This window comes from Bradyrhizobium sp., from assembly GCF_035309285.1.
In the GTDB taxonomy this organism is placed as follows: Bacteria; Pseudomonadota; Alphaproteobacteria; order Rhizobiales; family Xanthobacteraceae; genus Bradyrhizobium.
The window spans coordinates 52,950-79,264 of sequence record NZ_DATGFH010000007.1; the positions used below are offsets into that span (position 1 = coordinate 52,950).

The following is a 26,315-nucleotide window of genomic DNA, read 5'->3' on the forward strand; positions in this document are numbered from 1 at the left end:
CTTCAGCTCGAGGAGACCAGTGCGATCACGCGGAGCGGACTGCCGGAGCCGTTCTGGATCTTCAAGGGCGAGGCCACGATGACAGCGCCTGTGGCGGGAAGCTGATCCAGGTTGCAAAGACACTGCAGGCCGTAGCGGCCTGCGCCGTGCAGGAAGTGATGCGCCGGATACGGCGGCTCGAAGTGTCCTGCCTGTCCGGCATCGGTGCCGATGGTCTCGGTGCCGAAGCCGATGATGCCGCGCTCCTCCACCAGCCATTTCATGACGGCCGGATTGGGACCGGGTGTATGAGCACCATCATCCCTGAGGCTTGAGTAGTCGCGCCATGCCTTCTTGGACCAGTCGGTTCGCAGCAGGACCCAGTGACGCGCGGGGATCCGTCCGTGCTGCGCCTCCCAAGCCTCGACGATCGGCATCGTCAGAAGGAAGTTCGGATCCTGAGCTGCCTGCACGGAGCAATCGATGACGCAGGCCGGCGCGATCATGTCCTTTGCCGGCATCGTGTCGACGGCGTTGTTCGGCAGATTTTTTCCGGTGAACCAGTGTATCGGCGCGTCGAAATGCGTGCCCGTGTGCTCGCCGAACGTCACGTTGTTCCAGTACCAGGCGGGTCCGCGACCGTCGTATCGCGAAATCTCCTGGATGCGGACTGGAGCCGCCTGGCCGAACTCCGGCGGAAGCACGATGACAGGAAAATCCGGGCTGAGCGTAAAGGTCAGATCGACAACGCGCACCGCGCCGGAAGAAATCGCACCCGCCAGCTCCAGGAGATCCTTGCTTTGCATTGTCATGCCCTCCGGTTCGGTTGAAATCCGCTTCTCACCTGTCGAGCTCGCGCTCGAGCGCTTTTGGATTGGACGCCAGACGTTGCCGAATTTCTTCAGCGACATCTCCGACATACATCTCTTCAAGTCCGTTTTTGAGCCCCGATACGATCGCCTGCGCAATGGCGCGTGGCGCAACCTTCGGCGGCGGCACGGTCTGGAACCACTCGATATCAACAGGCCCCGTGAACAGGTTCATGACTTTGACGCCGCCGGGCCTGAGCTCCGCGCGAAGACAGTGAGAGAGCGACAAGCATGCGGCTTGCGACGCCGAATACGCGCCGAAAGCAGGCCAGTTCGCCAGCGCATAGACGGAGAGAATGTTGACCCAGGCGACGCTGTTGTTGATGCCATCCGCGCCACGCATCCGCATCGCCGCTCCGAAGGCCTGCGCGAGATTGATGAAGCCAAGATAGGCCTGATCGATCTCGTCCCGCGCGATGCTCGTACCCCTGCGATCCAGCAGGCCGCCCGGTCGCACATATTCTGTCGTGTTGACGAGAATATCGACCTTGCCGCCGATGTCGGCTGCGAGATCGGCAACCGCCTTTTCATCGGCCGCATCAAGGGTGACGATCTCGATCCCCTCCTGAGCCCGCAACTGCGCCTCGCCGGCAAACGGCCGCCATGGTTCGGCGACGCCGACGAACACCGTTTTTGCGCCCGCCGCCTTCAATGCAGCGACGGCCTCCTGGCCAACCACACTGCGGCCGTTCGTCACAAGCACCCGCCGGAACTTCGGATCGGCGGTCATTTCCCGCCACTGCCTGTCGTCTGCCATATTGGGAGTCTCCTCCTCGGGTCGGGCAAAGGCCACGGCCTGACCGCTCTTGTCGAGTTGCAACGACATGCGGACCGGCGCTCCCTCCACACAATCGGTGTGGAGGTGAGCCACAATGGTCGGGCCACAGTCCATCTTGACAAGACCGATGCGCCAGGGCGCCCGCTCGCGGAAATAGACGTCGCTCGGCACGCGCGCCGTCGTCTCGGCGAGAAGCATGCCCTGACACGGCGCATTGACGAATGCGAGACTGGCCGACAGGCACGAGGGGCACGCTTCGCGCGCCGGATAAGCAAAGGTGCCGCAGGCCTCGCAGCGCTGCAGCATGAAACGTCCTTCGGCGGCCGCGCGCGTAAACCCGTGCGACTTCCTGCTCCGCGGCCTTGGCGGCGACGTGGGCAACCGTGTCCGCAACAGCGGGTTCTTGCGCCGGGGCGGCTCAATCGGATCGATCATTGCGAGGGCCCTGCAAAGATCGCGGCGCCGGAGGCCAGACCGCGGTCATAATTGATCATACCGAACCCAGAGGCCAAACCGAGGCGTGCATTCTTCACCTGCGTGGGGCCCGCGATACCCAAGACCTGCCGCAGTCCTTCGACAAGACCGAGATAGGCGCCGGCCGCGCCGGCCTGTCCGACCGAAAGCTGTCCGCCCGAAGTGTTGTGCGGAAAATTGCCTGCGATCGTCAGATCGTGCTGGCGCACGAACTCCGCGCCCTCGCCTTTTTTACAGAAGTCGAGATCCTCGAACTGCATCATGGTGATAACCGGATAATCGTCATAAGTCTGCACGACATCGAGATCGTCTGGCTTCACGCCGGCCATCGCGTAGAGCTCACCGACATCCATCGCCCAGCCGCCGCGCACCTGCATCGCGTCCTCGGCAAACGCATTGTGCCGTTCGATCGTCGAAAGCAGTCGGGCGGCCGGCAACCCCAGAGAAGTCGCCGTCTCGTCCCGCATCACCAGAAACGCTTCCGCGCCGGCGCAGGGCATCACGCAATCGAACAGATGGATCGGATCGGAAATCGGCCGGGCCGCAAGATATTGCTCGATCGTCAGCGGCGCCTTCATCAGCGCGTACGGGTTGCGCAGCGCATTGGCGCGCTGGGCGACTGCAATCCTGCCGACATCCTCGCGCGTGACACCGGAGCTCCGCATGTAGTTGCGCGCAATGAGCGCGAAGCTCGAATTGGCGCCTCCCGCGCCGTAGGGATAGACGGCGTCCTGGTTGAAGCGCGAGAAGTTCTCGAGCGTCAGGCGGAAGGAATCGACGTGGTTGGTGTCACCGGCCACGCAGGCCACGATGTCGGCGTCGTGCGCCTGGACCGCGCGTGCCGCCCGGCGCAAGGCAGCGATGGCGCTTGCGCCGCCGAGCGGGATCGTGTCCAGCCATCGTACACACAGCCCGAAATGCTGGGTCAAGCCGATCCCGCTGTCGGGGCCCATGGTGAAGCTGGATACGCAGAGACCGTCAATGTCGGTGGGCTTGATGCCGGCCTGCGCGACGAGCGCGCTCAGTGCGCGGCCGATCCACCACTGCGCGCTTTCGATGGAGTAGCGCACATAGGGAATCGTGACGGGAGCCGCCATCACGATGCCGTTGTAAGGTGTGCGCAGCGAAGTCTTCACCGGTTGCCCGCCTCGCCTGTCCGCCTCAGATCACCGTCAGCTTCACGTCAATGTTGCCGCGGGTCGCATTCGAATAGGGGCAACGCTCGTGCGCGCCCGCGACGACCTCTTCCGCCAATGATTTGGCGACGCCAGGCAGACTGACCGTCAGTTCGACCGCGAGCGCGTAGCCGACAGGAACCGGCCCCATGGCGACTTTCGCTGTCACCGCGGGCTCCGCGGACGGCACGACCTTCCTGGTGCTCGCCACGAGCTTGACCGCACCGAGAAAGCAGGCGGCATAACCGGCCGCAAAGAGCTGCTCGGGATTGGTTCCCTCGCCCCCGGGGCCGCCCATCGATTTCGGCACGGACAGCGACACCGAAAGCAGACCGTCGGCGCTTGCAGCCTTGCCGTCCCGACCTCCGGTCGCCGTCACTTCGGTTTCGTACAGAATCTTCTCAGGCGTCATCATGTCGTTCTCCCAGGACCGGCCTCTGCATCCGGCCTAGCGGCTGTTGCGAGCAAGCAGTGCACGGAAATCGCTGCGGGCCAAGGCGCTGGCCCGCTTGAAGCTCGGCCCGCGGCTGGGCTCGGTACCATTGAGCCGCCGGAGCTGCACCCACATCTCTGCGCTCTTCAGCGCCACGGCGGCACAATTGACCACGGGCGCGTGCCCGACCTTCAGGCCGTGCTCACGTCCAATCAAAAGGCCCGGCAGCACACCGGCCGGGATCACGACATCGGCGCCCCGCTCCACAAGCGGAAGCGCGCAGGCGACAAAATCCTTGATCATGCGGGTCTGGGCGGCCTGATCGCCCGCAAAGGCACTTGCGAAGTCCTCGGGCTTGCAGCCGAGACCCGTCACGTGGATGACGCGATTGCCGAGGCCGTAACGCTCGGCCTGCTCGTAGTGCCAGACCTCGAAGACGGGATCGAGCGTCACGAGGCCGAGACGCCGGCCAAGTTGCGACGCCGCAAGGAGCGAGGCCTCGCCGGTTCCGATCACAGGAATATCAAGCGCCGAGCGAAGCTCATAAAGTCCGGGATCCTGGAAATGTCCCATCACGAAGGCATCGTACTCGCTCTCTTCAGCAGCAATTCCGTTGTCGATCGCCTGGACGGCACAGCGCAACTCGGCGAGCCGTCCGAACTCCCGATCCGGCGGCGAAATCCCCTCGACATGAACTGTCGTGCCGGGCGCTGCAATGTTGTTGAGGTATTCCGACAGCAGCGCCATGTAGGGCGCGTTCGCGCTCGCATCAACGAAGCTTTGCCAGAAGATGCGCATCGTCCGTCTCCTCGAACGGGTATGGGAGGATCGGTCGTCGGCCGCCGATGGATATATTTCAACCATAAACTAATTGACGCGTCAAATGCGCGTGGCGGTCCCAAAGATGCGCGTCATTGCGCCATCGCGAGCACACCGCTCCCATACGGCAAACCAAAAAGTAAGCGGGGCATACCCGCCGAATTGTATGCAACGACATTTTTTTCTGACAACCCGGTGACACGTGTTGACGGCCCCACCAAAAATACTTTAGGCTTTAAATAACTTCCGTCGCCAGCGCGGCGGCCACAATAATGATGTTGCAGGGCTCCGATTTTGAGAGGCTCGATCGTGCGGACAGTCGTCCGGCTTGGACAACCGGCAGCAGCATCGCCGCTCGCGCGTCGCGATCACGGCAACGACCTTTCGTCGCTTCGAAAGACGCACGCCGGCTCCTGCCGATGGGCCCGCTATTTCTGCGGTAGCCGTCATCATGGCCGTTGACGCCCTGCCGAGCGAACGCTCCCTGGTCACGCCCGGCGTTTGGCGCTGCAGCAACGCTTTCGATCGGCACGTTAGTCATTCGGGCTCCCCACCCGACCGATTCCAAGAACTCATACCCTGCATCAACGGAGGAGAACGCAAATGCGCAAGATTCTGAGCTTACTCGCACTTGCCGCCGGCGTGTTTGCGGCACCGGCCGCGCGGGCCGACATTACCATTGGCTTTGTCACCTCGTTGAGCGGCCCCGGCTCATCGATCGGTATCCCGTATGGGAAGGGCATTAATGCCGCTCATGAATATAAAAAGACGATCAATGGCGAGACCATCCGCCTGATCCAGCTCGACGATGGGTCCGATCCGTCAGCCGCGACACGCAACGCGCGCAAGCTGGTGGAAGAAGAGAAGGTGGACCTGCTGATCGGCACGGCCACCACTCCCTCGACCATTGCCATGGCGGCGGTGGCGAGCGAACTGAAAGTGCCGATGATCGCCTTGGCTCCGATCGGCAAGCTTCCGGAATCACCGGAACAATGGGTGATCTCGGTGCCGCAGCCGGCCTCTCTCCTCGTCAAGATCGTTGCCGACCGCATGAAGCGCGACGGCATGAAGAACATCGGCTACATCGGCTTTTCCGATGCCTGGGGTGATCTCGTCTATAACGGCGCCAAGGCCGCCGAAGCGACCGACGGCATCAAGCTGCAGACCAACGAGCGCTATGCCCGAACCGACACCTCGGTGACCGCGCAAATCCTGAAGGTGCTGGCCGCACGGCCCGATGCGGTGCTGATCGGCGGCTCGGGCACGCAGGGCGCGCTGCCTCTCCTGACGCTCGCAGAGCGCGGCTTCAAGGGCAACACTTACGGCACGGTCGCCCTCGTCAATCCGGATTTCGTGCATGTCGGCGGCAAAGCTGCAGAGGGCATCCAGGTCTCCGCCGGACCGGTGATCGTGGCCGAGCAGCTTCCCGACGATCACTTTGCGAAGAAGCTCGCTTTGAAATTCCGCGAGGTCTATCAGAAGGTAAACGGCGTCCCCACGACCGACGGATTTTCGGCGTACTCGTTCGATGCGTGGCTGATCTTTACGTCGGCCGCCGAGCGCGCGATCAAAGCCGCAAAACCAGGAACAGTCGAATTCCGCACCGCGCTGCGGGATGCCATCCTGAGCACCAAGGAACTGTCGGGCGTACATGCGGTCTATAATTTCAAGCCGGGTGCGGTAACCGGAGTGGATGAACGCTCGCTTGTCGTCGTGCGCCTGACCAATGGTGCATGGAAATACGCGCCCTGATCCTGATCGCGGGGCTGCGGTTGAAAACGGGGATGCGACATCGGCATGACGAGTGATATCGCAGCCATTCTCGCTGTGGATGGGATCGCCACCGGCGCAATTTATGCTCTGGTGGCGATCGGAACCGTCCTCATCTTCACTGTCACGCGGGTCATTTTCATTCCGTTTGGAGACATTGCTGCCTTTACGGCTCTGACGCTCGCGGCTCTCGACGCAAAGCAGTTTCCAGGGACGGGCGGACTGGTTGTTGTGCTCGCCTGCCTTGCGACGCTTATCGAAATCGCCTCGCTGGCGCGCGCCGGCGAGCTTCGCCTCCTGCCGCGCGCGCTCCTCTTCTATCTCGTGCTTCCGTTAGCCGCTGTCGGCGCCGCCTGGCTTGTCATGCGCCTCGATCCGCCTCTCGGCGTCAGGCTCGTGCTCGCGTTGATGCTGATCACGCCGATTTCCCCTCTGCTTGATCGGATCGTCTTTCGTCCGATCGCCGACGGCACGGTGCTCTTGCTTCTGATCGTGTCAGTCGCCCTGCATTTCGCGCTAGTCGGGCTGGGTCTGCTGTTCTTTGGTCCTGAAGGGGTCAGAACCGAACCGCTGACATCCCTCTCGACCGAGGTCGCCGGCGTCCTGATTCCGGGACAGACCATGTTGATTGTCATCGCCGCCCTCGCATTCAGCGGCCTTCTCTACCTGTTCTTCGACTTCACGCTGATCGGCAAGTCATTGCGCGCCACAGCGGTGAACAGGACTGGCGCGCGATTGATGGGGATCCGGCCGGCGCGCGCGGGCACGGTCGCCTATCTGCTTGGCTCGCTCATGGCCGGCGTGTCAGGAATCCTGATCGCGCCCGTAAACACCGTCTTCTATGATTCCGGGTTCCTGATCGGCCTCAAGGCGTTCGTGGGCGCGATCGTCGGCGGCATGACCAGTTATCCGGGTGCGGCGATCGGGGCCGTAGGGGTTGGAATACTCGAAAGCTTCGCTTCCTTTCAGAGCAGCGCCCTCAAGGACGTCATTGTCTTCTCCCTGCTGATCCCGATCCTGATTTGGCGATCCCTCGCCTCCCTGCATTCCGAGGAGGAGATCGAGGAATGACCCGTGCTCAAACTCGGCTTGCTGGTGCGGCCGCGGTGCTGTGTCTTGCGCTTGCGCCTTCCGTCCTGAGCCCGTTCAGCATCACGCTGATGGATTACATTGGTATCTACTCACTCGTCGCTATCGGCCTGGCGCTGCTTACGGGTGTCGGCGGAATCGTCTCTTTCGGACAGGCGGCATTCGTCGGGGTCGCAGCCTATGCGACGGCATGGGTCTCTGCCTTGCATGGATATTCGCCCTGGCTTGGCCTCGCATTCGGCGTGGCTTTGACGTGCAGCGTCGCGGCCATTCTCGGCGTCGTCACCCTGCGGCTGCAGGGCCATTTTCTCTCGCTCAGCACTGTCGCATGGGGTCTCGCGATAGGCTTTCTCTTCGGCAATGTCGACGGGCTCGGCCGATTCAACGGGATCTCGTCGATCCCGACCATCAGCATCGGATCTCTCGCGCTGGTCAGCAGCGAGCAGATCTATTTCCTGATCTGGGGAATCGTCGCCGCCGTTCTTTTCCTTGGCTACAACCTCCTGGATTCGCGTGTTGGTCGCGCCATGCGCGCGCTCCGCGGCGGCAATACCCTGGTCGAGAGCCTCGGCATCGACGCCTTTCGGATCAGGCTTCTGACGTTTGTGATCGCTGCATTCCTGGCCGCGCTCTCCGGATGGCTCTATGCCCACATGAGCCGCTTCATCAGTCCCGGTCTCTTCGATGCCGGCATGGGCATCGAGTACTTGATGATGACGATGGTCGGCGGCGCCGGCAGCCTTCTCGGCGGTGTCGTCGGAGCCGCCATCGTGACGCTCCTCAAGAACAGCGTGCAGGATTATCTGCCGCTGATCGCCAAGGGTGCGTCCGGCCAGCTCGAGATCGTCGCTTTCTCGGCACTGTTCATCCTGTTCCTGCAATGGGCGAGGCAAGGCATCGTGCCATTCGTTGCGCGGTATCTGCCGAAGGTCAGGCGCGAGCGGCCGCAACCGGCAACACCCCTTCCCCGCCGTCCGCAGCCGACGCCGGGCGAGCTGCTTTTGAAAGTTGATGGCGCCGAGCGCCGGTTCGGCGGCCTGGTCGCGGTCAACAACGTGAGCTTCGAGGTACGCTCCGGCGAAATTCTCGCCGTCATCGGCCCGAACGGCGCCGGCAAGACCACGATGTTCAACTGCCTGACCGGCGCGCTCCGGGTCAGCAAGGGCGAGATCGTCTTTGCCGACCGGACGATCACCCACAACGCTCAATCGCGCATAGCCAGAGCCGGGATTGCAAGGACCTTCCAACATGTGAAGCTGAGGCCGCGCATGAGCCTCCTGGAAAATGTGATGCTCGGCACCTATGCCCGCACCCGTTCTGGCCTCTTTGCCGGCGCCTTCCGCCTCAATCAGCGCGAGGAAGCCAGCGCTCGCCATGAGGCGCTGATGCAGCTCGAGCGCGTTGGACTTGGCGAAAAGCCATTCGAGCTCGCGGGCAATCTTCCCCTAGGCAATCAACGTATCCTGGAGATCGCGCGCGCTCTCGCCGCGGACCCTGCGCTGCTGGTGCTCGATGAGCCGGCGGCGGGCCTGCGCCGACAGGAGAAGCTCAGGCTTGCCGAGCTCTTGAGATCACTTCGCGCGGACCACCTGACCATCCTGATCGTCGAGCACGACATGGAATTCGTGATGTCGCTGGTCGATCGTATCGTGGTCCTCGATTTCGGATCCAAGCTGTGCGAAGGCGCACCGGCGGCGATCCGCAGCGACGAGCGGGTCCAAGAGGCCTATCTTGGAGGCGTCGCGTGACCACGATGTTTTCCATGACGGATGTGACCGTCGGCTATGACAATATCGATGCCGTCCGCAATGTCTCGTTGTCCGTCGAAGAAGGGCAGATCGTCACCGTGATCGGCCCAAACGGTGCCGGCAAGACCACGCTTCTGATGGCGGCCATTGGGCTGCTCTCATCCAGAGGCCGCATGGTCTTTCGGGGCAGCGACATCGGGAAGATGTCGGTCGAGGATCGCGTCGAGCGCAGGCTTTGCCTGGTGCCGGAGAAGCGCGAGCTGTTCTCCGACATGTCAGTCGCGGACAACCTTCTTCTCGGCTCCTACAGCCTGCGCGACCGCTCGGGCGTCGAGAAGACCCTCGATGAAGTCTATGAGCGTTTTCCCCGTCTGAAGGAGCGGCAACGTCAGACCGCTGGCACGCTCTCCGGCGGCGAGCGCCAGATGCTCGCGCTTGGGCGCGCGCTGATGGCCAAGCCGAAACTCCTCATGCTCGACGAGCCCAGCCTCGGCCTCGCGCCGCTGATCGTGCGCGAGATCTTCCGCACCATCGCGTCCTTGCGTGAATTGGGCGTGTCCATCCTGCTGGTCGAGCAGAACGCCCGCGCGGCGCTCGAGACAGCAGATTATGGCTACGTCCTCGAGACCGGCGAGATCGTGCAGTCCGGCCCTGCAAAGGACCTGAGCCACGATCCCAGGCTGATTGCAGCCTATCTCGGCGGACACTAAATGCTGGCAGCCCGGACGGTCCTGGTCAGCAGTGGAAAGTGTTTATTGCCGCCTTTGAACGCCGGGAACCGGACGAAGTCCGCGCGCATGCGCTTGATCACGTCCGAGTTCAGCGCATGCGAGAGAGCTTCCGGGCTGTCGAACACCAGCTTGTTACGCTGCATATGTTCGACCCGTTGCGACGGCAGCCGGTCGACCCAATCGATGCGCGTATAGATCTCGATCTGGCGGACATTCGGGAAGGTCCGCATGATCGGTGGGTGGTGTTCCAGATAATGCAGATGCCAGGCGTTCAAGTCTTCAGCCGGCCCGGGATAGTGGACGAGATAACTGCACGGAGTTGCCGTGCCTTCCGGATGCTTGGCGCCGTCAACAGGAAACGAGCGCGTCACCATCACCTGGTGCGTGACCTGCAATCCAGCAAGGCTCGTTAAGCCATTTCCCGTCGCGATCTGGGCAAGAATTCCGTCGCGATTAAGAGACGCCTCACAGGCGAAGAGGTTCGGAAACCGCAGCTGGAGTCCGAACACAGGCCCGGAGCCGTCGGCCTTGTAGGGATGATCGACCTGCTGTTCCAGCGGCGTGAACAGCAACCCTTCCGTCAGATTCGGAATCGATTCTACCAGCGCAGCTACGGCCCCGATATCGCCGGAGTGGACCCGCCGTTCGCCTGCCGGATCGGAGAATGTCATGAAGAGTGAGATCATGACGGCGTCGCCAGCATTTCGTCGTCCGCGCTCAGATGCGCCTCGAGCGCAGCGCGAACATCATCGGGCCATGGAATCGCGTGGTGATCGACGAGCGACGTTGCGGCAAGGATCTGGCGGGCGCGCCAGCGCATGCCGTCCGCGCCTGAGACGATGTGCGCCAGATGCAGCGACGCCCGGCCGACTCGGCTTATTCGAAGCTTGAATGTCAAGCGATCGCCGAACTTCGATGGCCGGGAGAAATCGCAGGTCAGATGCACCGTCGGTGTCCCGATCTTCCGGAGCGTGATCAATCCGGACCAGGGAAAGTCGATCGCCGCCCAAAACTCCTCGACGACCCCGTTGAGGATGTTCAGATAGGACGGAAAGTAGGCGATGCCGGAGGGATCGCAATCCCCGAACCGCAGCTCGCGATTGAACGAGAACATCGTCATCAGGTCGCGACAATGGTGTGCCTGATGACACCGATGTCATCGCCGCTGGAGGCCGAGGTGTAGGTAGCAAGGCGCATGGAAGCTTGATCCGATTCTTTCGATTGAATTCCGTGGGGAAACGTCAGGCGGCAACTGACTGGTGCCCCGCATTGTCGCCATAGGCCTCTTCCCGGTAGAGGCCGAGGCCTTCGATGACGGGCAGATCGTTGAAGCAGAACAGGCACGCGTCATCGCTCTCCGACGCGTTGCCGTGCTCGTGCCATGTCCAGGACGGGACGCAGAAAATGTCGCGCTCCTGCCACTCGAAGCGCTTGCCGCCAATCACCGAATAGCCGCAGCCCTTGGCGACCTGATAGATGAAGCTTCCGGTATGCCGGTGCGATCTTGTCTTCTCGCCCGGCCGCAGCAGCTGCATGCTCGCGCCGATCGTCTGCATCACGTGTCCGCCGGTGATTGGATTGACGTAGTTCATGAGGATGCCGTCGTAGGGCGATCCGTCGGTCGCGGCGGCATATTTCCGCAAGGAGTCATAGGTCGGCTCCCACTCATATTTGAACATCGGGGAATAGCCCTTCGACCAACGCGAAGTGGCCGGCCGAAGTCCGGGATTGCCCCAGGTCATCGTCATGTCGTCCACGGGATATCCGGACTCTTCCTGATGGATATTCGGATGCACCACGAAGAAATTGGCTTCCAGTGCATTGACGAGCGGGATGTCGAGCCCATCCTGCCAGATGCAGACAGAGCCGTTGCCTTCGACCCCGTGCTCGTGCCAAGTGCCGTTCGGCGTGAGCACGAAATCGCGTGCGCCGAGTGTCATCTTGTGACCGTCGACAATGGTGTAGGCACCGGAACCTTCCATGATGAAACGCAGGGCGGAGGCCGAGTGCGCGTGAGCCGAGGCGACTTCGCCCGGATGCATCACCTGCAATCCCGAATAAAGCCAGCCGACCGCGGCCGACACATCACGACGACCGGGATTGTTGAGATAGATCACCCGCCGCCCCGCCTTCTCCGGCGAGACCAGCTTCACCGAACGCAGCACGTGCTCGCGCAGATCGTTGTATCGCCAGAGCACGGGAACCGACGCTGATTGCGGCTGCCAGGGCTCAATCTTGTTGGCGACCGTCCACAGGGCGCCCGCCTCGTACTTTTCGAGATCCTTGTAATAGGCCTCGAGTTCGGGAGTATCCTCGACATTGGCCCGGCCGATAATGCTTTCGTGCATATTATCCTCCAAGTCCTGTCTCTTCGGGGAACGCGACAAGTCTCACGCGATTGGCCGCGGCCTCACGCACCAGTGAAGCCACCTTGTCGGCGGTTGCGCTCGCGTTGAGATATACAGGTGAGGCCCAGACGGCGGCAGCTTTAAAGCACGCTGGCTTCAGCATTGGCCCGACCCTGTCGCTGGCTCATGATCGCCCTCCGGACCAGAGCGCGGCAAGAGTGATAGCATGCGTCGCGTTGACTTACTTCACATGTAAAAGTATGATATCGCATATTTCTGGAGGGTGCAATGGCTGAACGGTCGTTTGCTCGCGAAGTCGAGGATCTTAGGCTCGGCGCCGGCGATACCTTCCGCGGCGAAGGCATCCTCGCCATCACCAAGGCACTGCTGCAATCGGGCGTCGCCTATGTTGGCGGCTACCAGGGCTCGCCGATCTCGCATCTGATGGACGTGCTCGCCGACGCCAAGGACGTGCTCGACGATCTCGGCGTCGTCTTCCAAAGCTCCGCCAACGAAGCGGCGGCTGCAGCTATGCTGTCGGCCTCGGTCATGTATCCCCTGCGTGGTGCGGTCGCGTGGAAGTCGACCGTCGGCACAAACGTTGCCTCCGATGCTCTGGCCAACCTCGCTTCGGGCGGCGTCACCGGCGGAACGATGATTATCGTCGGCGAGGATTACGGCGAAGGCTCCTCCATCATGCAGGAGCGCACTCATGCGTTTGCAATGAAATCGCAGATGTGGCTGCTCGATCCGCGTCCCGACCATGAATGCATCGTCAACCTGATCGAAAAGGGCTTCGAACTGTCCGAGGTCTCGAACACGCCCGTGATGCTCGAGGTCCGCGTGCGCGCCTGTCACATGCACGGAAGCTTTGTCTGCAAGGACAATGCGCGGCCCGCCCATACCATCAAGGACGCCCTCAACAATCCCAGGCGCGATGTTGGCCGTATCGTGCTGCCGCCGGCGGCCTACGAGCACGAGCAGGAGAAGATCAAGACGCGGATGCCCGCGGCTATCGCATTCATCAAGGACAGGAAGCTGAACGAACGGATCGGCCCGAAGCAGGGCAAGGTCGGGATCATCATGCAGGGCGGGATGTACAACAACGTGATCCGCGCCTTGCAATATCTCGGATTGTCGGATGCCTACGGCAACACGCAGATTCCGCTCTATGTCATGAATGTCACCTATCCCGTCATCGATACGGAGGTTGCGGAGTTCTGCCTCGACAAGGACGCCATCCTGATGGTCGAGGAAGGCCAGCCGGAATATCTCGAGCAGGCGGTCAACACCGTCCTGCGCCGCAAGGACATCAATGCGCGCGTCCATGGCAAGGATGTGCTGCCGATGGGCGGTGATTATACCTCGCAGGTCTTGCTCGGCGGCATCCGCCAATTCCTGGAAAAGACCGAGCCGCGACTGCTCGGTAACAGGCCGCCCGCGCCGGACGCGGCCCCCGTGCTCAATCATCCCGCGGTCGAGAAGCTGAAGCACGTCGTGCCGGCGCGCCCGCCCGGGCTTTGCACCGGCTGCCCGGAACGACCGATCTTCGCCGCCATGAAGCTCGTCGAGGAGGAACTCGGCCAGCACCACATCTCGGCGGACATCGGCTGCCATCTCTTTTCGATCCTACCGCCCTTCAACATCGGCGCGACGACGATGGGTTTTGGCCTTGGCCCGGCCTCGACGTCGGCCTTCAACGTCAAGGCGGACAAGCGCTCGATCGCCGTCATGGGTGACGGCGGCTTCTGGCACAACGGACTGACGAGCGGCATCGGCAACGCCGTCTTCAACAAGCATGACGGCGTTTTCGTCATCGTCGACAATTACTACACGTCCGCAACTGGCGGTCAGGACATCATGTCGTCGCGCGCGATCAACAAGCGGCGCAACACCAACAATTCGATCGTGCAGGCCGTGAAAGGCATCGGCGGCCAATGGGTCCGGCAGATTGACCGGACCTACGACGTCGGCAAGATGCGCGACACGCTGAGGGAAGCGCTGACGACCGAAGCGGAAGGCCCCAAGGTCATTGTCGCCTCCTCCGAATGTATGCTCAACAAGCAGCGTCGCGTGAAGCCGCAGATGAACAAGGCGATCAAGGATGGCGTCCGTCTTGTCAAGGAGCGCTTCGGCGTCGATGAGGACGTCTGCACCGGCGACCACGCCTGCATCCGGCTTTCCGGTTGCCCGTCGCTCTCCGTGAAGAAGTTGGACGATCCGCTGCGGGACGATCCGGTTGCAGCCATCGACAACTCCTGCGTCGGCTGCGGCAATTGCGGCGAGGTCGCTGAAGCAGCCGTGTTGTGCCCCTCGTTTTATCGCGCCGACGTCATTCATAATCCGACCCGCTGGGACAAGTTCAAATCGAAGATTGCCATGACGGTGATCGGCTGGTTGCAGCGGCGGCGCGACCGCCGGCGTCCGGCGCTCGAGGCGATCGCATGAGAGACGAGACGGTCCGACTGGCCCTTCCCGCCGCGGGCGACGCGACCGAGCGGCCGATCTCGATTGCGATCGTTGCGATGGGCGGCCAGGGCGGTGGTGTCCTGACCGACTGGATCGTCCAGCTCGCCGAGGATCATGGTTGGATCGCACAATCGACCTCGGTGCCCGGCGTCGCTCAACGCACCGGCGCAACGGTCTACTACATCGAGGCAATGCCACCGCTCGAGGACCGCAAGCCGATCCTGTCGCTGATGCCGACGCCCGGCGATGTCGACGTCGTGATGGCGGCAGAATTCATGGAGGCCGGCCGGTCCATCCTGCGCGGTCTCGTCACGCCGGACCGCACCACGCTGATTGCGTCCAACCACCGGTCATTTGCGATAGGCGAGAAGATCGCGCCGGGCGACGGGATCGCCGACAAGGGCGCCGTCACCGGCGCGATCGGTGTTGCGGCGAAAACCGAGATCATCTTCGACATGAACGCGCTGGCCGCGACGCATGGCAGCGTCATTTCGGCTGCGATGTTCGGCGCGCTCGCGGGCGCCGGCGTGCTGCCCTTCAGTCGCGACAGCTATCGCGATGTGATCCGCGCCGGCGACAAGGGCGCCAAGGCGAGCCTTGAGACATTCGAGGCCGCCTTTGACCGGGTTGAGGCCAGGTCTCCAGATGTTGCGATACCACCGCAATCGGAGCAGATCGATACCATCCACTCTCCCGGGGCGCCCGATCCCCGTCTCGCCGCACTGATCGCGCGGTTGAATCAGGAACTGCCCGCGCCTGCGCTTGCCATGACCCGCGCCGGCTTGAAGAAGGTGATCGATTTCCAGGATGTTGCTTACGGCGCCGAATATCTCGACATCCTCGGCACGCTCCACGCGGCCGATCGAGGCAGCGGGGGCGCCGACAGGAAATTTGCCTTCACGCAGGCCGCGGCCAAGTATCTCGCTAACGCCATGACCTATGACGACGTCATTCGCGTGGCTGACCTGAAGACACGCTCCGGCCGCCGCGCGCGGATCGAAAGCGAGTTGGAGCTGTCGCAGAACCAGGTCCTCCAGACCACCGAGTTCATGCACCCTCGCATGGAGGAGGTCATGGGTATGCTGCCGGCGGCCTTGGGCCGCTGGCTCGACGCGAGGCCGCGCTTCCTCGGCTGGCTCGACCGACGCGTCAACAAGGGGCGCAGGGTGCGGACTTATTCACTCTCCTCGTTCCTTGCGCTCTATGTCGTAGGCGGGCTTCGCGGCATGCGCCGCCGCTCGCTGCGCCACGCCGTTGAGACGGCCCATCGGGACGAATGGCTCAAGGCCGCAACCGAGGCTGTCACAATCAACTACCAGTTAGGTGTCGAGATCCTCCAGTGCCGTCGCCTGGTCAAGGGTTATTCGGATACTCACAGCCGAGGGTTGTCGAAATTCGACAAGACGTTGGCTGCGATCAAGCTGGTCGAGCGGCGTGACGACGCCGCCGACTGGGCACGCCGCCTGCGGGAGGCTGCGCTGAAGGACAGTGTGGGCAATGAGCTCGACGGCGTCATCCAAACCATCAAGACTTTCGCATGACCTTATGGGGGTCGACGCAGGATTCGATTGCCGTCCGGCCTGAACAACGTCAGGATTGAGCTTCTTGACTACGATTCCCGGTAGGCTAATCGGAGCGCGATCGTCTTCCACCCAGTACGACGAGACCCTCTTTACACGATGGCTATGCGATGCCGGCAGCACTCAAAGAGAAGATTGTTCCCGTCCCTGGGCAGGTCGAAACCCGGCTCTGGCTTCAATTGCTATCCCTGCATGGCGAGATCTTTACGTCACTGAACTCGGTCCTGAGTTCGGAGTTCGGGTTGTCGCTTGCGAAGTTCGATGTCCTGGCCCAGCTCGATCGCTATCCTGATGGGCTCGCCCTCGGGCAGTTGTCGCAAAATCTGAAGGTGTCCGGCGGAAACGTCTCAGGATTGGTGCAGCGTCTTCTCGCCGACGACCTCATCAGCAAGGAAATGTCGAGCGAGGATCGGCGGTCGTTCATCGTACGCTTGACGCCGAACGGCGAAGCGTTGTTCAGGAAGGCGGCCGACTTCCACAAGAAGCATCTCAGCAAACGGCTTGAGACCATCTCCGCCCAGGAGCTCGACACCGCGCTGTCCGTTTTGAAATCCTTGTCCTCAAAAATTCGTACCGAGAGCAATAGGCAAGGTCGCAAGAAATAATGGCCAGAGAATCCAAGAGCAGATGGAAGTCGGGTCCGCCGAGGACAAGGGACCAGCTGCAAAACTACATTCCGTATCTGTTCAACCGCTTGGCCAATCGCTGGAACCTCGACCAGAATCGCGATCTGAGCGAGCATGGCATCAACAACGTCGTGTTTCGGACGTTGTCAGTCCTCTTCATCTACAAGACTCTCACCGTCAACGAGATCGCCGTTCTCGCGGTAACCGAGCAGTCGACTGCCAGCCGCATCATCGAGTCCATGGTGTCGTCAGGCCTGGTCAAGCGCGAGATCGCGGAAGAGGATCAGCGTCGCCGGGTCGTCGCCTTGACGGTGGACGGTGAAGCGCTCCTGCGAAAGATTTGGCCGATCATGGAAAAAAACCATGAGAGGCTGACGGCGGGCATCGATCCCGATGATATCGAGGTCTGCGCGCGCGTGCTGGCCAAGATGGTCGAGAACATCCGCCAGAACCAGATATAACCCGCGGATCAGGGGCCGAGGCCGACGAGGCTGGTGCCGCCGCAGACGTAAAGCACCTGGCCGGTCACGAAGTCGGACCGCTCACCGAGGAAGAATTCGATCGCGTGCGCCACGTCGTCGCGCGAGCCGAGCCGCCCAACCGGCACGTTGCGGGCCATCCGCTCCTGCTGCTCGGAGCCTTTCGGGATGATGCCCCAGAAATTGTCGGTCAGGATCGGTCCGGGCGCCACGACATTCACCGTGATGCCGCTTGAGGCAAGCTCCAGCGCCCAGGTTCGCGCCATGCCGTGCACGCCGGCCTTGGTGGCGGAATAGGCCGAGCGCGTGGCCGCGCCCATCGCGGCCCGCGAGCTGACAAACACCACGCGCCCAAAGCGGCGCAGGCGCATGCCCTCCATCGCAGCCTGGGTCAGCAGCATCGGCGCCCCGAGGTGTAACTGAGCGAGTCTCAAAATGTCTTCCGGCTTCGCATCGGACAGCAGGTTCGGCAGGATGATGCCGGCGTTGTGCACGAGGCAATCGATCGTGTGACCCCGGCAAATTTCTTGCGCGATTGCGCGCGTTTCCTCGATGCGGGTCAAGTCCGCGCGATACGCCGACAGCAGATCGTGCGTCCAGCTCGGCTCCTCCAGCCCCACCGAGACCACGCGCTGCCCCTTTTCGACGAGCTTCCTGGCGAGCGCTTCGCCGATCCCCGAATTGCCCCCGGTAATGAGCGTGGTGCGGGTCTGGCTCATGATCGAATTCCTGCAAATATCCGACGTCAGACTTGCCGCCGCTTGAGGTCGCGGAGATCATGGAACGCGCCATCGCGCATCAGCGTCGCGACAAAATCCTTCAGCCCGCCGCGCTGGATCTTCTCCGTTGCGGTTAGCGGCAGGCTGTCGACGAAGCAGATCCAGCCCGGCGCCTTGTAATAGGCCATCTGCTCCAGGCTCCAGCCGATGATGTCCTCGGCCAGCGCGCGGTCTGCCCCAGCTCGCTCCGCAATGATGATGGCCGCGACCTCGTCGCCGCGCACCTGATCGGGTGTCGCCGCGACCGCAGCCTGCCGAACCGCGGGATGACGGTTGAGGACGGACTCGACTTCGACCGCGGCAATATTCTCGCCGGAGCGCCGGATCACGTTCTTCTTGCGGTCCACGAAATGAAGGTCGCCATCCGCATCGCGCGACACGATATCGCCGGTATGCAGCCATCCTCCCTTCCAGGCCTCCTCGGTGGCTTCCGGATTCTTCAGGTATTCCCGGAAGAAGCCGTAGCGCGGGTCCGCGCCCGCCCGCCGCACCAAGAGCTCGCCCGGCGTTCCCACCGCCGCGTCGTTGCCGTCGTCATCGACGACGCGAACGTCGACCTCGGGTGCCGGGCGGCCGAAGCAACTGGTGCCGACCTTGCGTGGCTCGACATTGGCGGCGATCACGCCGCCGCTTCCAGTCTCGGTCATCGCCCAGGCTTCAAGCAGCGGGAAGCCGAAGCGCGCCTCGAAGGGGGCATGGAGCAGCTTGTCCACGCCCGCGCCAAAGCCGAACCGCACCGTGTGCGCCCGATCCTGCTTAGACGATGGAGCGCTCATCAGCATCGACGGCATGACACCGAGATAGTGCAGGCAGGTGGCCCGGCTATCCCGCACCGAATTCCACCAGCTACGCGGATGGAAGCGATCGAGGACGGTCAGGCTGCCACCGACCGACAACATCGCCATCAGCGAGACGGCCATCGCGTTCATGTGGAACAGCGGCAGCGGCGTGATCATGCGCTCGCTATCGGGCTTGAGGTCGATCAACCCGCCGACATCACGATACCAGTTTCCGGAATGCAGGAAATATTCATTGGTGAGAACGCAGCCCTTCGGCTGCCCGGTCGTCCCCGACGTATAGAGCAGCGCGCATTCGGTCGAGCCGTCACCGGCGCACGCCGACCGCGTGCCATCGAAAGGCTCGGGAACATCCCCGTTCTCGGTCGCGACCGGGATCGGCCTGGCGGCCTGGCGCGCCGCGGTCTCGACCTCGCCGCGCCGATCCGCGAGGACGAACGCCGCGCTCATCTCGGAATGCGCGATGATGTATTCGAGCTCGCTGATCCGCAAATCCGGGTTGATCGGCACCACGGAGACGCCGAGCGCATTCAGCGCGAACCACAGTTCGACGAACACCGGCCTGTTCTGGAGCAGAAGCCCGACCCTGTGGCCTTCGCCATAACCCCGGCTCGCAAATGCCGTCCGCCAGCGTTCCACCCGCTCGAGCATGGCGCGATACGAAATCTCGCCGGCCGCGATGCCGTAGATGTCGGCCGTCTCCGGCAGCACGTTGAGAAAGCCGGCCTCGCCCCGGCGGAGGGCGATCTCGCAAAAGCGAACATACACTGTGGTGGCTGCGGTCAAGGCATACTCACATGAAAAGCTGGATATTGCCGAATGGCGCGTCGAAATTCACGAGATCGACGCGCTTGAGCTTGATCTTGAGGCTATCGCCGACCTGAATGAGATCGTGTGACGCCCATCCCGAATAGCGCTCCAGCATCTCGCCGCGCGTCTCGGTGTAGATGTAGGACGTCCGCGCCTTGAACACACCGGCGGCAGTGTCGCACGCAATGATCTGCGGCGCCTGGAGCAGATGATGGCAGCGGCTCTTCGGCTTCTGGCTGAAGGTGCGTTCGCCGGACAGCCGTTCGACCCTCACTTTCAATAGCAGAAGATCCTCGTACATCAATGACGGCTGGAGCACCGGATCCTGCTGCTGCCATTCGAGCGGCATCCAGTATCGCCCCTCGGGGTGAAACAGATCGAGCCACGCCTGCCACTGCATCGTGTCGAGAAGCTCGGCCTCCCGATAGATGAGATCCGTGATGTATTTCTCGTTGGTCATTCCGCGGCCTCAACGCGCTTGTCCATGTCCATGGTCATGAATTTGGCCCAGGCATGAAACTGGTTCCGCATCTGGCGTTCCGACGTGCCGTTGATGACCGCAGTGACGTCCTGCTCTTCAGTGCTCTCATAAAGCCGCCGCAGATTGACCCATTGATTGCCGTTGGACTTCAGCCCTTCCTGGGCCCGCTCATACATTTCGAGATCATCATGACCGACGATCGAGGTCGGCGCGTTGATGAAGCGGTTGTACATCAACGCTCGCTCATAGAGCTTGTCGGGCGCGCCGACCAGACGAAAGACCCAGCTCTCGACCAGCGTCTTGTCCACCGCAATCGGGATGAAATTGCGGAGGATCTGCACTGCACCCTTGACCATGATGTTCGGGAAATAGACGGTGTTGTGCCGGACTTCTCCCAGGATTTCGTGGGCCCTCTTCTCGCCATAGGCTGCGACCATCTGGTCGAGATAACCTTCGATATCCGAGTAGCTGGAATGGATGGAATTGGCGACGCCGGTATGTCCGTGACCGTTGGGCCAGATCCTGATGCCGCTCTGCTCATAGAACTCGTACGGGCTCATGAAGGGGCCGTAGAGCTGCACCGCCATCGGCGTCTCCATGGAGTCGCCCTGCTCGCGCTTCCAGACCTTGACGGCGGTGCCGGCCGAACTCTCATGCGCCACCATGGGATGGCAGGTGTCGGTCTGGTTCTCGACCAGCATCTTCCAATTGCAGGTGTGCATGTAGCGGATGGGTGTGGCCTCGACCGCCAGCTTTCCCTCCGGTGATCGATCGACCATATTGTCGATCGTCGAAAGGCTCTCGCCAAAATAATCTTCAAATGACACGCCGTTGTCGTTCAGGCGCGCGAAGATGAATTCGCGATAGATGACGACGTTCTTGATTTTCGATAGTCCCTCGTTCGCCTGACTATCCGTGAAGCCGGTTCCCTCGTAACCCTTCTTCAAAGGGATCGCGAGCAGCGAGCCGTCGGTCTTGAACGACCAGGCGTGATAAGGACAGCGAAAGAACTTGCCGGTGTTGCCGCAGGGCTCGGAAGCGATCTTCACACCCTTGTGCGGACAACGATTGTAGAACACGCGGATGGAGCCGTCGGTGTGGCAGCTGGCCATGATCGGCTGCCGGCCGATATTGGCGGTGACGAAATCGCCGGGCTTCGATAGCTGGCTCGCATGACCGACATAAATCCAGCTGTTCGGGAATAGATGCTCCATCTCGAGCTCGAATATCTCGGGGTCGACATAGACGTCGCGGTGCACCTCGGCGTCGCGCACCAGCGCCGCGATCTTGCGGACATTTTGTCCGTATTTTGCCATGGCGACCCTTGCCTCCCTTAGAGATCCAACACCAGTCGTTCCGATTTCGCGCGCGACACGCAGATCTGCATGACCTTGTTGGACGCCTTCTCGTCGTCGCTGAGAATGACGTCGCGATGATCAGGTACGCCTGCGATCACGCCGCATTGGCAGATGCCGCAGTCGCCCCGCTGGCAGTCGTAGAGAACGTCGAGACCCGCCGCTTCAAACGCCTGGATGATGCTCTGATCAGCCGTGACCGTGATGACCTGTCCTGTGGACTTGAGCTCGACCTCGAACGGCTTATTGGAAGAGTTGGGCGGCTCCGCCTTGAAGAGCTCGAAATGGATTCGATCTGCCGGGATGCTCTGGGCGAGTGCGCCCGCCTTCACCGCATCGATCATGCCCGCAGGGCCGCAGGCGTAAACGTGGGAGTCTGTGGGCGCATCGGCAAGCGATGCCGCGATATCCAGGCGGGACTCGTCGCTGTCGTAATGGACGGACAGGCCCTTTGGGCAGATCGCCTGCAACTGGGGCAGGAACGCCAGTCGCCCCGGCACTCGTCCGGCATAGTGCATGCGATATGAAATTCCCCGCGCCGTCAGTTCCGCCGCCATGGACAGGATCGGAGTCACGCCGATGCCGCCGGCGAACAGAAGCGCGGGCGCAGCTCCCTCATGCAGACGGAAATTGTTGATCGGCGCGGTCGCCTGCACGACGTCGCCGATCTTGAGCGCATGCATGAACCGGGAGCCGCCGGTCGACATCTCCTCGCGCAAAACCCCCAGCGCAAGAGTGCCGTCGGGCAGGCCCGGCAACGCCATCAACGAATACGGCCGGTCTCCGCCGTTTGGGAGCGACACGCGGATATGCGCGCCGGCCTGCCATTGCGGGACCGCACCGCCCTCCACGCCGAACACAAGGCTCCGAATGAACGGCGTCTCCGCAGCGACTGACTGCACCTTGAGCTTGAGCGGATGCGCGTCCATTCAGGCATCTCACATTATATGAATTTACATATTTTTATACATATAATAATTGGCTGTCAATCCGACGCCCGTCCGAGGGGGCGCCAGTCCAGCGTTCGAGCTCGGCGAAGCCGTCCGCTTCGATGTCCGGGCCGCGCGCTGCATCAAGGGGCGTGCCGCCGGTGCGCGACGGCACAAATGCCCCTCCGCTACCAGGGCAGCGATTTTCTACGTCATTGAGATGGGATCACGTGGTCGTGGTCGCCATGAACATCGGGCGTGACGGCATCGATGTCGGCCATATCCCGAGATCTTACCTGCTGCGCCAATCTCGTGGCCGGCAGCCAAAGCGCTGCTTGAAGCGCTTTGTGAAGTGCGAGAGGTCCGAAAAGCCCCAATCGAAGGCGATGGAACCGATCTCGCGGTTCACGAGCGTCGGATCTTTCAGATCCGCCGCCGCGCCGTCGAGGCGACGCTCCATGATGTAGTGAGAAAACGTGGTGCCGGAGCGCTCGAACAGCTTGTGCACATAGCGCTCGCTGATGCCGACTGCGCTTGCGACCGCCGCCACCGTCAGCCCCTGCTCGCGCAGCCGGTCGTGGACGGTCCGCCGCAGCGCGAGCGCGGTCACATCCGCAAAGCACGTCGCTTCCGCCGTTTGCCCCCGCGTGCGGTGCGACAGGCTGAGCGCGACGAGATCGAGCAGTACGCCAAACAACCGAATGCCGTCCTGCTCCGTCATGCGCAGCGCGCCGGAGTTCAGCGATCGCGCCGTCTCGACGATGAGATGGCCAACATGAGGGTCGTCCGAGACCCGCTCCGCCTCGAAGTCGAAAGATGGCGGCAGCCGATCCCGCAACGCGCGCGAGGGCACCCAGAACGAGGCGACCTCCAGCGCTGGCCGACGATCATGCAGCAGCGTCACCTCGCGGTCGTTGCCGACCTTGTGCCCGAGCTGATTCGCAGGCTCGTCTATTGGAACGCCTTCGTCCCCAACAACGGCGAGTCGCTCAACGATATGGTGCCGCCGCACTATCTTGGTCTGTTCGAGGCGATCGCGGCCGAGCGCGGCGACGGCTCGGTGGTGTTGCCGTTCCCAATCTGGCGCGAGGCCTTCATCAACGATGCCGACCTCGAACTGGCGCGGCGCGCCTACGACATCCTCAATCCGCATCCGCTCAAAACCTTCAGCGACAAGATTGCGCTGAAAACGAATCCGGCAGAGATGCAGGTTGCAAAGTCCTATATCAACTGTACCGAGGATACTGCGCTGCCGCACGGCTACCCCTGGCATCCGCGGCTGTCGGAAAAGCTCGGACTGTTTCGTCTGGTGCAGGTGCTGGGTAGCCACGAATTGTGCTTCTCCGATCCGGCGCGCCTGGCAAGAGCGATCATGGAGGCAGGGCGGGACTGAACAGGGTCTCGTCACAGAGAACGCGCTGGAGCGCTACCGCCTTTCCCCACGCCCGCCGAACCTGCGATATCTCACTAAATCTTTCGCATGAATACCGCTCACCTTCCCGGTCTCGATGAGTCTGCCTGAATTCTAAGAATGCTTCTTGCCTGTTCGGGGTAGGCTGGCCGCGACGTTAGCGCGCGGGATCCCGTGCCGACGTGGTTTGGGAAAACGAAGACCTGCTTGCGCCACCCATGCCGCGTCGAACCATCATTCCGACAAAGTAGCCGGCCTGCATGCTGACACTCGTCACGACAATGATCATAATAGTCGATGAAGCGCTGCTATTCTGCGTTGTTGCAACACCGAACGCCACAACTGCAACCGCGAGGGTTGCCGGCAACACCACAATGATTTTGAAGCGTTGCGCCAATAGCGCGCCAACCGCCAAACTGACTATAGGAACCCAAATCATCGTTTGTTGTCTCAACGCGCCAGTCGGCGGGAAGCGTTCTCTTCCGCAGCCAGGTTGCGTCCTGCCTGTTAATACTTCGCTAAGCTGGCGGCTCAGGTGCGATTCAGCAAAGTGTGATCCCCGAAGCTCCAAAAGCCGCGAATAGCATCATAAGGCAGAATTTGGGTGAGTGCTAAGCCCCCCGGCTTTTATCCAGCGCCAAGTGCGCTGGTCGCGCTCGGGCTACCCAGTGGGATCGAATCCGGCTCCATTTGTGGATGCTGGACATCTCTGTCGCCGTATTGCCGCTCACATCGTAACCGAGGCGCCAACAACAAGCACGGTGCGGTATGGGCCAGAGCCGATCAGCAAGCGTTCCGCCTTCGGAGGACCTCGAAAGTCGTCTTGATGAGAATTAGGAAGTCAAGCCAGAGGCTCCAGTTGTTGATAGACCCCAGATCGAGTTTCACGCGCTTCGCCACGTGTTCAATGGTCGGCGTGGGTCCTCGAGCGCCGTTGCATTACGCCCAACCTGGTATTCCCGGTTTGACGTGATGGCGAAAAGCGTAATCCCTCAACACGGTTTCAAACACAGACGTGCAGCAGCTGGAGCTGGAGCTTGAACCGCTGGCGTACCGTCGCTTCCCTGACCAGCCGGTTGAGCTGCGCACCCGCGGAGGCCAGGAGCTTGTCGATCTTCTCGACAGCCGGAGTACCACCCGGCCGGAGCCCTCGCCCGGTTGCGCAACCAAATTATCCGCGACATGAGTCTCGTGAAGTTCTGTGACAATCTGTCGTGGCTATACCAGCCGCTGACCTCCGAGCCTCCTCAAACATCCGCTTGATGCGGTAAGCGAGCGACCGGGCAAGCTCAGGTCTTGCGCGGACAATACAAATGTTGGAAGGCCTTGCGCGCGACGCCATCTGCGCGACAGCGCGGTCGGGACGTATTCGCGCCGCGCGATCTCTTCGCACCGAGCGTCCTCGTGTTCCGTCCGGAGCAGTTGTCGCAGGTCCTGCCCCGACCGCGAAAGGTGCTGTCCTTCAGGTCGGCCCACTCGCTGCCACGGTGTAAGCTCGCTCGCCGCTCTGCCTCCTCCAGCAGTGCCTGATGCGTAACCGCCGAGCATCGGCCGATGCTGCAGAAATCGAAGGCCGCACAAAACGCGACGAAATCGGCAATCCGGCGTTGCAATAACAACAATACGTTACTTCCACGACGCGCTGGCGCAAAATGATTTAAATCCTTTGATTTTCGATTATTAATAATTAAAAATTATCTTCAAATTAATTTGTTTTGGTCAATTAAAGTGTTTGGTCATGCATAGTTTTTAATTTAACATAGCCATCCCAGGCACCCATCGAGAGCGGCATCTCAGTCGTTGCCAACAGGGTCATAACTGCGCGGATGTGGGCTCGGTCGCCGGCTAAAACTCATGGACTATACCAACTGCAATAGCGGGTGAATCGAGACCGAGTTCAATGCTAGCTACATGGTGAGTCCTCGCGCCTGCTCGGTAGTGCAATGCTTTTCAATTCGCTAGAGTTCGCGATATTTTTTCCGATCGTTGCGGCAATTTATTTCTTGCTTCCGCAACGGTTCCAGACAGCGTATCTGCTCGCGTCCAGTTGCATTTTCTATATGGCCTTTATCCCGGCCTACATCCTTATCCTGGCGCTGACGATCGCCATCGATTACACGGCAGGACTTTATCTTGAGAGGACGGCCGGACGCGCCCGCTCGTGCCTGCTTGCAGGCAGCGTGCTCGCGACCTGCCTCGTCCTTTTCGTGTTCAAATATTTCTATTTCTTCACCAGCAATGTCATCGGTCTTGCGGGGTTGTTTGGATGGCGGTTGTCCGGACCCTCCATCCAAATCATTCTGCCTATAGGCCTCTCGTTTCACACGTTCCAAAGCTTGAGCTACGTAATCGAAGTTTATCGCGGTAAACAAAAAGCCGAATCCAA

General features: G+C 61.6%; 23 protein-coding genes and 3 pseudogenes. 10 read left to right on the plus strand and 16 right to left on the minus strand.

Going from position 1 to position 26,315, the window contains the following annotated elements; all coding sequences use genetic code 11:
* Positions 1-2: 2 nt before the first annotated feature.
* The 6 genes from VKR55_RS02510 to VKR55_RS02535 all read right to left on the minus strand — a co-directional run bounded on the left by VKR55_RS02510 (position 3) and on the right by VKR55_RS02535 (position 5,068).
* Positions 3-785, minus strand: a complete 783-nt coding sequence (locus VKR55_RS02510; RefSeq protein ID WP_324399328.1) for a cyclase family protein — start codon at positions 783-785, stop codon at positions 3-5.
* Between the two features lie 34 nt (positions 786-819).
* A complete protein-coding gene (locus tag VKR55_RS02515; protein ID WP_324399330.1) occupies positions 820-2,061 on the minus strand; it encodes an SDR family NAD(P)-dependent oxidoreductase in 1,242 nt (413 codons plus the stop codon).
* The gene (locus tag VKR55_RS02520) at positions 2,058-3,236 is read right to left on the minus strand and encodes a thiolase family protein (RefSeq protein WP_324399333.1); all 1,179 of its coding nucleotides are present in this window, start codon (positions 3,234-3,236) and stop codon (positions 2,058-2,060) included. The genes VKR55_RS02515 and VKR55_RS02520 overlap by 4 nt, the downstream gene beginning before the upstream one ends.
* 25 nt (positions 3,237-3,261) lie before the next feature.
* Entirely contained in the window at positions 3,262-3,690 is a 429-nt protein-coding gene (locus tag VKR55_RS02525) for an organic hydroperoxide resistance protein (RefSeq protein ID WP_324399335.1), read from the minus strand.
* Positions 3,691-3,723: 33 nt separating this feature from the next.
* Positions 3,724-4,506, minus strand: a complete 783-nt coding sequence (locus tag VKR55_RS02530; protein WP_324399337.1) for an aspartate/glutamate racemase family protein — start codon at positions 4,504-4,506, stop codon at positions 3,724-3,726.
* A 256-nt stretch (positions 4,507-4,762) separates the two neighbouring features.
* Positions 4,763-5,068 (minus strand): hypothetical protein, encoded by a 306-nt coding sequence (locus VKR55_RS02535; protein WP_324399339.1) that lies wholly within the window; start codon positions 5,066-5,068, stop codon positions 4,763-4,765.
* Between the two features lie 62 nt (positions 5,069-5,130).
* Between VKR55_RS02535 and VKR55_RS02540 the strand changes: the two genes are divergently transcribed.
* The 4 genes from VKR55_RS02540 (at position 5,131) to VKR55_RS02555 (ending at position 9,844) form a co-directional block, all read left to right on the plus strand.
* Positions 5,131-6,279 (plus strand): ABC transporter substrate-binding protein, encoded by a 1,149-nt coding sequence (locus tag VKR55_RS02540; RefSeq protein ID WP_324399341.1) that lies wholly within the window; start codon positions 5,131-5,133, stop codon positions 6,277-6,279.
* Between the two features lie 75 nt (positions 6,280-6,354).
* On the plus strand, positions 6,355-7,368 hold the full coding sequence (locus tag VKR55_RS02545) for a branched-chain amino acid ABC transporter permease (RefSeq protein ID WP_324399342.1): 1,014 nt from the start codon (positions 6,355-6,357) through the stop codon (positions 7,366-7,368).
* Entirely contained in the window at positions 7,365-9,134 is a 1,770-nt protein-coding gene (locus tag VKR55_RS02550) for a branched-chain amino acid ABC transporter ATP-binding protein/permease (protein WP_324399344.1), read from the plus strand. Before VKR55_RS02545 ends, VKR55_RS02550 begins: the two co-directional genes overlap by 4 nt.
* Positions 9,131-9,844, plus strand: coding sequence for an ABC transporter ATP-binding protein (locus VKR55_RS02555; protein WP_324399346.1), 714 nt, complete (start codon positions 9,131-9,133; stop codon positions 9,842-9,844). The genes VKR55_RS02550 and VKR55_RS02555 overlap by 4 nt, the downstream gene beginning before the upstream one ends.
* On the opposite strand, the gene VKR55_RS02560 is transcribed toward VKR55_RS02555, so the two are convergent.
* From VKR55_RS02560 to VKR55_RS02570, 3 genes are all read right to left on the minus strand, one after another.
* Complete coding sequence (locus VKR55_RS02560) at positions 9,841-10,551, minus strand: EthD family reductase (protein ID WP_324399347.1); 711 nt, start codon at positions 10,549-10,551, stop codon at positions 9,841-9,843. The genes VKR55_RS02555 and VKR55_RS02560 overlap by 4 nt on opposite strands.
* Positions 10,548-10,985, minus strand: a complete 438-nt coding sequence (locus VKR55_RS02565; protein ID WP_324399349.1) for an acyl-CoA thioesterase — start codon at positions 10,983-10,985, stop codon at positions 10,548-10,550. Before VKR55_RS02565 ends, VKR55_RS02560 begins: the two co-directional genes overlap by 4 nt.
* Positions 10,986-11,106: 121 nt before the next feature.
* Entirely contained in the window at positions 11,107-12,213 is a 1,107-nt protein-coding gene (locus VKR55_RS02570) for a cupin domain-containing protein (protein WP_324399351.1), read from the minus strand.
* Positions 12,214-12,501: 288 nt separating this feature from the next.
* Between VKR55_RS02570 and VKR55_RS02575 the strand changes: the two genes are divergently transcribed.
* From VKR55_RS02575 to VKR55_RS02590, 4 genes are all read left to right on the plus strand, one after another.
* Complete coding sequence (locus VKR55_RS02575; protein WP_324399353.1) at positions 12,502-14,661, plus strand: indolepyruvate ferredoxin oxidoreductase subunit alpha; 2,160 nt, start codon at positions 12,502-12,504, stop codon at positions 14,659-14,661.
* On the plus strand, positions 14,658-16,223 hold the full coding sequence (locus tag VKR55_RS02580; RefSeq protein WP_324399355.1) for an indolepyruvate oxidoreductase subunit beta family protein: 1,566 nt from the start codon (positions 14,658-14,660) through the stop codon (positions 16,221-16,223). Before VKR55_RS02575 ends, VKR55_RS02580 begins: the two co-directional genes overlap by 4 nt.
* Positions 16,224-16,372: 149 nt before the next feature.
* Positions 16,373-16,867: a MarR family winged helix-turn-helix transcriptional regulator gene (locus VKR55_RS02585; protein WP_324399357.1), complete on the plus strand. Its 495-nt coding sequence runs from the start codon at positions 16,373-16,375 to the stop codon at positions 16,865-16,867.
* Positions 16,867-17,349, plus strand: a complete 483-nt coding sequence (locus tag VKR55_RS02590; RefSeq protein ID WP_324399359.1) for a MarR family winged helix-turn-helix transcriptional regulator — start codon at positions 16,867-16,869, stop codon at positions 17,347-17,349. The genes VKR55_RS02585 and VKR55_RS02590 overlap by 1 nt, the downstream gene beginning before the upstream one ends.
* An 8-nt stretch (positions 17,350-17,357) precedes the next feature.
* Here the strand turns inward: VKR55_RS02590 and VKR55_RS02595 are convergent, their stop codons facing one another.
* The 6 genes and pseudogenes from VKR55_RS02595 to VKR55_RS02620 form a co-directional block, all read right to left on the minus strand.
* Positions 17,358-18,086: an SDR family NAD(P)-dependent oxidoreductase gene (locus tag VKR55_RS02595; protein WP_324399361.1), complete on the minus strand. Its 729-nt coding sequence runs from the start codon at positions 18,084-18,086 to the stop codon at positions 17,358-17,360.
* A gap of 26 nt (positions 18,087-18,112) precedes the next feature.
* Positions 18,113-19,729, minus strand: a complete 1,617-nt coding sequence (locus VKR55_RS02600) for an ATP-dependent acyl-CoA ligase (protein ID WP_324399363.1) — start codon at positions 19,727-19,729, stop codon at positions 18,113-18,115.
* Positions 19,730-19,736: 7 nt separating this feature from the next.
* Positions 19,737-20,213: an aromatic-ring-hydroxylating dioxygenase subunit beta gene (locus VKR55_RS02605; RefSeq protein ID WP_324399366.1), complete on the minus strand. Its 477-nt coding sequence runs from the start codon at positions 20,211-20,213 to the stop codon at positions 19,737-19,739.
* Positions 20,210-21,550 carry an aromatic ring-hydroxylating dioxygenase subunit alpha gene (locus tag VKR55_RS02610; RefSeq protein ID WP_324399368.1) on the minus strand — a complete coding sequence of 447 codons (1,341 nt, stop codon included), beginning with the start codon at positions 21,548-21,550 and terminating at the stop codon, positions 20,210-20,212. The genes VKR55_RS02605 and VKR55_RS02610 overlap by 4 nt, the downstream gene beginning before the upstream one ends.
* A 17-nt stretch (positions 21,551-21,567) precedes the next feature.
* Positions 21,568-22,518 (minus strand): PDR/VanB family oxidoreductase, encoded by a 951-nt coding sequence (locus tag VKR55_RS02615; protein WP_324399370.1) that lies wholly within the window; start codon positions 22,516-22,518, stop codon positions 21,568-21,570.
* 292 nt (positions 22,519-22,810) lie between these two features.
* Positions 22,811-23,434 (minus strand): annotated as a pseudogene (locus VKR55_RS02620) (helix-turn-helix transcriptional regulator); the annotation flags it as partial.
* Here VKR55_RS02620 and VKR55_RS02625 point away from each other — a divergent pair.
* Positions 23,432-23,911, plus strand: a pseudogene (locus VKR55_RS02625) (alpha/beta hydrolase); the annotation flags it as partial. The pseudogenes VKR55_RS02620 and VKR55_RS02625 overlap by 3 nt on opposite strands.
* 801 nt (positions 23,912-24,712) lie before the next feature.
* Here the strand turns inward: VKR55_RS02625 and VKR55_RS02630 are convergent.
* Positions 24,713-24,829: a hypothetical protein gene (locus tag VKR55_RS02630; protein ID WP_324399372.1), complete on the minus strand. Its 117-nt coding sequence runs from the start codon at positions 24,827-24,829 to the stop codon at positions 24,713-24,715.
* 1,043 nt (positions 24,830-25,872) lie between these two features.
* On the opposite strand from VKR55_RS02630, the pseudogene VKR55_RS02635 reads away from it, so the two are divergent.
* Positions 25,873-26,315: pseudogene (locus tag VKR55_RS02635) on the plus strand (MBOAT family protein); the annotation flags it as partial.